The sequence below is a fragment of the Peribacillus kribbensis DSM 17871 genome (genome assembly GCF_000430765.1).
Taxonomy (GTDB): Bacteria; Bacillota; Bacilli; order Bacillales; family DSM-1321; genus Paraperibacillus; species Paraperibacillus kribbensis.
Genome location: NZ_AUMQ01000052.1, coordinates 1 through 6,058, shown reverse-complemented (window position 1 = coordinate 6,058; position 6,058 = coordinate 1). Strand labels below are relative to the sequence as shown.

Here is a 6,058-nt window from a genome sequence, read left to right as displayed (position 1 = left end):
GGGCCTATAGCTCAGCTGGTTAGAGCGCACGCCTGATAAGCGTGAGGTCGATGGTTCGAGTCCATTTAGGCCCACCATTCCGCAGTAGCTCAGTGGTAGAGCATTCGACTGTTAACCGAACGGTCGTAGGTTCGAATCCTGCCAGGGGAGCCAATGTTCAGCTAGTTAGTGAAGTGACCAACGATCATAACCGGTTGGAACCTTCGATCTATTTTTTTTTATTTTTGATGGCAGCATAGCCAAGTGGTAAGGCAGAGGTCTGCAAAACCTCCACCACCGGTTCAAATCCGGTTGCTGCCTTAAATTTTACATTGGCGGGCAAGAGAGTATTCTTAGGGACACAAGAAAAGGCATCCATCCAGGATGTCTTTTTTTAATGAAAAAAATTACTGTATACACATTTCCTCCAAGGAGCTCAATATAGTAGATTGAACAGCATAGCGCTAAGCAAAACAGGGATACCAAAAGAAGAACCCAGTATTGGAGTAATCTAATACTGGGTTCTTTTGATTTTTACTGGAAGAAGGCGGTTTCAATTTAGATAACCCAAGTCATAAAGCGAACAAGTAGGCATACATTTAAATTAACAGAATGTCATAGGAGGTTCATTGTATGGAATCGGTCTTAGCATTTTTGCCAAAACATATTGCTGATCTTCTGAAAAATCTGCCGCTGCTGCTAAAAGATTCTCTGGAGGAAATCCGGATCCGGATCGCCAGGCCGATCGAACTGATGATTGCAGGAGAATCGCGGTTTCTGCCATATCTCGCCACTCAGGAGGATTCTGAACAGCTGTTGAATGCGTTAAGCCAGTTTTCTTTATATACCCTGGAAGAGGAGCTCAGAAGGGGATATATCACCATAGAAGGGGGCCACCGTGTGGGGCTTGCAGGCAAAGTGATCCTGGAGAACAGCTGTGTAAAAGCGATAAGGGATATCTCTTCTTATAATATCCGGATTGCGAGGCAGAAGATTGGAGCCGCTGCTGGACTTACACCCTATCTATATTCGGGCAGGTGGATGCACACTCTTTTGATTGGAGCGCCACAGACAGGAAAAACAACGATATTACGAGATTTAGCCCGATTAGTTTCTACCGGCATCGAGACAGCATCCATTCCGCCGAGGAAAGTGGGGATTGTGGATGAACGTTCAGAAATTGCCGGCTGTGTAAAAGGGATTCCACAGCTGGAGCTTGGTCCGCGGGTGGATATTCTCGATGGATGTCCAAAAGCAGAAGGAATGATGATGCTGATCCGTTCAATGTCACCAGATATCCTGGTGGTGGATGAAATCGGAAGGGCGGAAGATACAGAGGCTGTCCTGGAGGCAGCAAATGCCGGAATAAAGCTTATTATTACCACCCACGGCAGCTCTCTTGAGGAAATAAAGAAAAGGCCCATTATCCGCAAAATCCTTGAGGAGAAAATCTTCGAGAGGTTTGTGGAAGTCACGAGGAATAAGGTTCCGGGATATATTTCGAAGGTCTGGAATCAGGATGGTGTTGAACTGACCGGAAAGACAGGCGCCTATGCTTAAGCTTGTTGGTGCTGCTTTTATTATCTTTGCAACGACATGGACAGGCTATGGAATCGCCAGGGGATTTGCGGAAAGGCCACGGCAGCTCAGACAGCTGAGATCCTCCCTGCAGGCACTGGAGGCGGAAATCATGTATGGCCAGACACCGCTCCGGGAAGCATCCATGAAGCTATCAAGACAGCTGCCAGCCCCTCTCTCTCTTTTTTTTGAGACGTTTGGACATAAACTGGAAAGCAGTGGGACAACTGTGAAGGATTCATGGACTGACAGTCTGCAGGAAGTGTGGAAGCTTTTATCGCTTAAGCGGGGAGAATACGAGATTCTGTCCCAATTCGGGGAAACTCTGGGAAAACAGGACCGGATGAACCAGCAAAAGCAAATCCTCCTTGCACTGACCCATTTGGAAAGAGAAGAAAAAGAAGCGCTCGACCGCCAAAACAAGTATGAAAAGATGATTAAAAGTCTGGGTTTTTTGTCGGGGCTCCTGCTGGTTGTCCTGCTTATGTGATTAGGAAAAGGAGAGAAGAGATATGGGAATAGATGTAGATCTGATTTTTAAAATAGCTGGTGTGGGTATTATCGTCGCTTTTCTTCATACAGTGCTGGACCAGGTTGGGAAAAAGGAATATGCACAGTGGGTGACGCTTGTCGGCTTTATTTTCATCCTGTTCATGGTGGCTTCGGTGATGGATGATTTATTTGAAAAAATTAAATCGGTATTTTTATTCGAGGGTTAGGGGGAGATTGCCATCGAAATCCTCAAAATCGTCGGCATGTCCTTAATTGCAACGTTCCTTGCCCTTGTCATTAAGGAGCAGAAGCCGAATTTTGCTTTTCTTTTGGTGGTTTTTGTGGGCTGTTCCATTTTTCTTATGCTTGTCGGTCAGATATCAGACATTCTGCATATGATTCAAAAAATCGCTCTAAAGGCGAATGTGAATATGGTATACCTTGAAACGATTCTAAAAATTATCGGGATTGCATATATAGCTGAATTTGCGGCTCAAATCACCAAGGATGCCGGCCAGGGGGCTATTGCCTCCAAAATTGAACTGGGAGGAAAAATTATCATTCTGGCCATGGCAATCCCGATATTGACCGTCATTATTGAAACGATCATTAAACTTATTCCAAGCTGACAGGCGGGGTGGCGAAGCATGATTCGAAGCACGATTCAAAGCATTTTTTTTCTAGTATTCCTGCTGGGGCTCTGTATACTCACAGACCAAAAAGCTTATGCCGAAACCAATGAAAGTCAACATGTAAGCAAACAGGATATGGTGAATTCCCAGCTTGAAAGCATGGGGGTGGACCAGCTTAAGGAATTTTGGGACAAAGTCATTACTGATTACGGAGGCTATCTGCCTGAAAGCCAGAAGGGAAGCTTTTTTGATTTTGTAAGCGGTGAGAAAAAGTTCTCTATCACTGAATGGATGAAGGGTCTTGGCAAATTTGTTTTCCAGGAGCTCCTGGTGAACGGAAAGCTTTTGGGAACACTTGTCGTACTGACCGTCCTGAGCATGTTCCTTCAAAATCTGCAGTCGGCGTTTGAGAAAAGCACCGTCAGCAAGGTTGCTTATGCAATCGTGTTCATGGTCCTCATCATCCTGGCGTTAAACAGCTTCCATGTAGCAATTGAATACACAAGCACGACCGTACGAACCATGACTGAATTCCTGCTTGCCCTTATTCCGCTCCTGATCGCTTTGATAGCTGCATCAGGAGGAGTGGTCTCGGCAGCCTTTTTTCACCCTGTATTAGTGTTCCTGATGAATACAAGCGGAATTCTTGTCCAGAAAATTGTCCTGCCTCTATTACTTCTATCAGCGGTGTTAAGCATTGTCAGCATTTTAAGCGAGCAATACAAAGTCACGCAGCTGGCTAATCTGCTCCGCAATGGAGGCATCTGGCTGATCGGTACTTTCATGACCATTTTCCTCGGTGTCATATCTGTTCAGGGAACATCGTCGGCTGTTGCCGATGGGATTACCATCAGGACCGCAAAGTTCATCACGGGAAATTTTATTCCCGTGGTGGGAAGGATGTTCTCAGATGCGACCGATACAGTCATGAGCGCATCTGTACTGCTGAAAAACTCCGTCGGGATTGCCGGGGTCATTATCCTCCTTTTGATCTGCATTTTTCCAGCCCTGAAAATCCTGATTATCGCCCTCATATATAAGCTGGCCGCCGCTATCCTCCAGCCACTCGGGGGAGGACCGGTGATCAGCTGTCTCGGTGTGATCAGCAAGAGCATGATTTATATATTTGCAGCATTGGCCATAGTCGCCCTAATGTTCTTTTTAAGTGTTACGGTCATAATAGCCGCAGGAAACGTCACAATGATGGTGAGGTGAAAAAATGCAGTTTATCACAAGCTGGGTAACCAATATTATTCTCTTTATCCTGCTGGCAACAGTCATTGACATGCTTCTGCCGAATTCCTCCATGCAGAAGTATGCCAAGATGGTCATCGGCCTTCTGTTGATCGCGATCATATTATCACCCATTCTTAAGCTTTTCTCTGCAGATTTTGAACAGGTGATGGCCAAAGCCCTGAATACTACTGACCAGCAAAGAAATACAAAAAATTTAATAGAAGCGAAGAAAAAAGAAATACAAGCCTCACAGCAAGCATATATTTTAAAACAAATGGCTGTCCAGCTTAAAAAGGACGCGAAAGAGGAGTTGATGAATAAATACCAGCTGGAGCTTGCACAGGTGGATATTGAATCGGCCAGTAAGGATAATCCTAAATTCCCCAATGACATAAAAAATATATCGCTGGTCCTGAAGCCTGCCCAGGAAGGGGAAGCCGTCGAAGCTGTCACACCTGTGAAAATTGATATAAGCAAACCGCTGCCAAGACAGAATGCAGAAATGAATGCAGTTAAAAAATTTCTCGCAGCAAAATGGTCCGTAAAAGAAGAAATTCTTACTGTTGAGCTGGAGGGAGGAGGAGTTAAGCATGAAAGATGACAAAGGTCCTTTTTCTTTGCTGGCCAAGCTCCTAAAAAAGGACAAGGGCCCAGGGAAACCTTCCATGCATGCTTATGTACTAACAATTCTAGTAGTGGGTGTCGGTTTAATGCTAGCCAGCAGCTTTGTATCAAAATCAAGCCAGTCAAACAGCACAGAAAGCGAAGCGGTTACGGCCGGCAGTCAGCCGAAGGAGGATGTAGCGGCCTTCGGTATGAAAAAAGACAGCGGAAAGAAGATGTTCACAGACTATGAAAGAGAATACGAGCATCTGCTAAAGGATGCTCTCGAGGACGTAGCCGGGATTGGTGATGTGACGGTCGTGGTCAATGTAGACTCCACGGAAAAGAAAATTTACGAAAAAAACACCGTAACCCATAAGCAGTCCACCAATGAAGAAGATCGGGATGGCGGCAAGCGCCAGGTCGAAGATACTTCTACAGATGAGCAGCTGGTCACGACAAGGAACGGTGAAAAGGAAGTGCCTCTTGTTGTACAGACAGAAAAGCCGGTCATACGCGGGGTACTGGTAGTTGCCAAGGGTGCCGATAATATCGAAGTAAAGAAATGGATCAGGGAAGCTGTAACAAGGGTTCTGGATGTCCCGACCCACAGGGTATCCGTTCTTGCCAAGAAATAACTTAAAAAAGCAGATGCTGCCATGAATAAGCATTTTAAATAAAGCTGTTTACAAAGGCAGCGATGCCAATCCGAACAGCCAAAATAAATGAAAAATATTAGGAGGATTCTACAATGTTATTAAAAAAACAAACAGTATGGTTATTAACAATGCTGAGTCTAGTGGTTGTTCTGTCCGTCTATTACATTACAACTCCTCAGAAGCCGGCAAACGATATGGCAGTTTCAGAGGAAAAAAAGAAGGATCAGGAAAATAAAAAGACTACAGCAGCAGAGCCTGCCAAAAATGAAAAAGGAGCAAGTGCTAAAGCTGTCACAGAACCGGCAAATGATGAAGTGTTCGAAGCAATGAGAATGGACATTGAAGACCAGCGTAACAAAGAGAAAGAAGACCTGAATGTAGCCTTGGCCAGCGATATCTCCACAAAAGAAAAAAATGCAGCCTTTGAAAAAATCAAAGATCTCGATAAATTATCCGTAACAGAAGGGCTTCTCGAATCCCAGATCGTAGCCATGAATTACGAAGGAGCACTAGTGAAAATTGACGGAAACAATGTCCATGTCCTGGTCAAATCCAAAAAACAATCCAACACCGCAGCGAACGAAATCATGAACACCGTCACCAAAGAAATAGGCTCCTCCGCCAACGTAGCAGTAGAATTCCAACCGAAATAAAAGGCGGAAAGCGGTGACTGCTAAATAAGATTTATATAAGGCACATTGATACAGGAACTTATTATTCTCCGTAATTATTAGCAGGCAGGGACCCGACAAGCATAAGACAGGGTGGCTGTGGGAAGCGGGCTTCTTCCCATAGACAGCCTGGCTTATGACTCGAGGGTCTCAGCTTGGAGCTGGATTAGACAAAAAGCGGAGAACGGTGCTTTTCAAACCAAGATTA

The 6,058-nt window shown here is 45.0% G+C and carries 8 protein-coding genes and 2 tRNA genes; all 10 read left to right on the top strand.

Annotated features, from left to right (window positions below):
* The 10 genes from H539_RS0111025 to H539_RS0110975 all read left to right on the top strand — a co-directional run bounded on the left by H539_RS0111025 (nucleotide 1) and on the right by H539_RS0110975 (nucleotide 5,832).
* Nucleotides 1–77 (top strand) — tRNA-Ile (locus H539_RS0111025).
* Nucleotides 78–229: 152 nt separating this feature from the next.
* Nucleotides 230–300, top strand: a tRNA-Cys gene (locus H539_RS0111015).
* Nucleotides 301–612: 312 nt separating this feature from the next.
* Nucleotides 613–1,539 carry a stage III sporulation protein AA gene (spoIIIAA, locus tag H539_RS0111010; RefSeq protein WP_026693554.1) on the top strand — a complete coding sequence of 309 codons (927 nt, stop codon included), beginning with the start codon at nucleotides 613–615 and terminating at the stop codon, nucleotides 1,537–1,539.
* On the top strand, nucleotides 1,532–2,047 hold the full coding sequence (gene spoIIIAB, locus H539_RS0111005) for a stage III sporulation protein SpoIIIAB (protein WP_026693553.1): 516 nt from the start codon (nucleotides 1,532–1,534) through the stop codon (nucleotides 2,045–2,047). Before spoIIIAA ends, spoIIIAB begins: the two co-directional genes overlap by 8 nt.
* Before the next feature lie 22 nt (nucleotides 2,048–2,069).
* Nucleotides 2,070–2,276, top strand: coding sequence for a stage III sporulation protein AC (gene spoIIIAC, locus H539_RS0111000; RefSeq protein WP_026693552.1), 207 nt, complete (start codon nucleotides 2,070–2,072; stop codon nucleotides 2,274–2,276).
* A 6-nt stretch (nucleotides 2,277–2,282) separates the two neighbouring features.
* Nucleotides 2,283–2,678, top strand: a complete 396-nt coding sequence (gene spoIIIAD / locus H539_RS0110995; protein WP_026693551.1) for a stage III sporulation protein AD — start codon at nucleotides 2,283–2,285, stop codon at nucleotides 2,676–2,678.
* An 18-nt stretch (nucleotides 2,679–2,696) separates the two neighbouring features.
* Entirely contained in the window at nucleotides 2,697–3,896 is a 1,200-nt protein-coding gene (gene spoIIIAE / locus H539_RS0110990) for a stage III sporulation protein AE (RefSeq protein WP_026693550.1), read from the top strand.
* A gap of 4 nt (nucleotides 3,897–3,900) precedes the next feature.
* Nucleotides 3,901–4,518: a stage III sporulation protein AF gene (spoIIIAF, locus tag H539_RS0110985; protein ID WP_026693549.1), complete on the top strand. Its 618-nt coding sequence runs from the start codon at nucleotides 3,901–3,903 to the stop codon at nucleotides 4,516–4,518.
* Nucleotides 4,508–5,158, top strand: a complete 651-nt coding sequence (gene spoIIIAG / locus H539_RS0110980) for a stage III sporulation protein AG (RefSeq protein ID WP_026693548.1) — start codon at nucleotides 4,508–4,510, stop codon at nucleotides 5,156–5,158. The genes spoIIIAF and spoIIIAG overlap by 11 nt, the downstream gene beginning before the upstream one ends.
* A gap of 113 nt (nucleotides 5,159–5,271) precedes the next feature.
* The gene (locus tag H539_RS0110975; protein ID WP_026693547.1) at nucleotides 5,272–5,832 is read left to right on the top strand and encodes a SpoIIIAH-like family protein; all 561 of its coding nucleotides are present in this window, start codon (nucleotides 5,272–5,274) and stop codon (nucleotides 5,830–5,832) included.
* The last annotated feature ends 226 nt before the right edge of the window (nucleotides 5,833–6,058 follow it).

Excerpts from the sequence above, each read along its gene's own strand:
- spoIIIAA (WP_026693554.1), top strand. The coding sequence starts at position 613 with ATGGAATCGGTCTTAGCATTTTTGCCAAAACATATTGCTGATCTTCTG.
- spoIIIAB (WP_026693553.1), top strand. The coding sequence starts at position 1,532 with ATGCTTAAGCTTGTTGGTGCTGCTTTTATTATCTTTGCAACGACATGG.
- spoIIIAC (WP_026693552.1), top strand. The coding sequence starts at position 2,070 with ATGGGAATAGATGTAGATCTGATTTTTAAAATAGCTGGTGTGGGTATT.
- spoIIIAE (WP_026693550.1), top strand. The coding sequence starts at position 2,697 with ATGATTCGAAGCACGATTCAAAGCATTTTTTTTCTAGTATTCCTGCTG.
- spoIIIAF (WP_026693549.1), top strand. The coding sequence starts at position 3,901 with ATGCAGTTTATCACAAGCTGGGTAACCAATATTATTCTCTTTATCCTG.
- spoIIIAG (WP_026693548.1), top strand. The coding sequence starts at position 4,508 with ATGAAAGATGACAAAGGTCCTTTTTCTTTGCTGGCCAAGCTCCTAAAA.
- H539_RS0110975 (WP_026693547.1), top strand. The coding sequence starts at position 5,272 with ATGTTATTAAAAAAACAAACAGTATGGTTATTAACAATGCTGAGTCTA.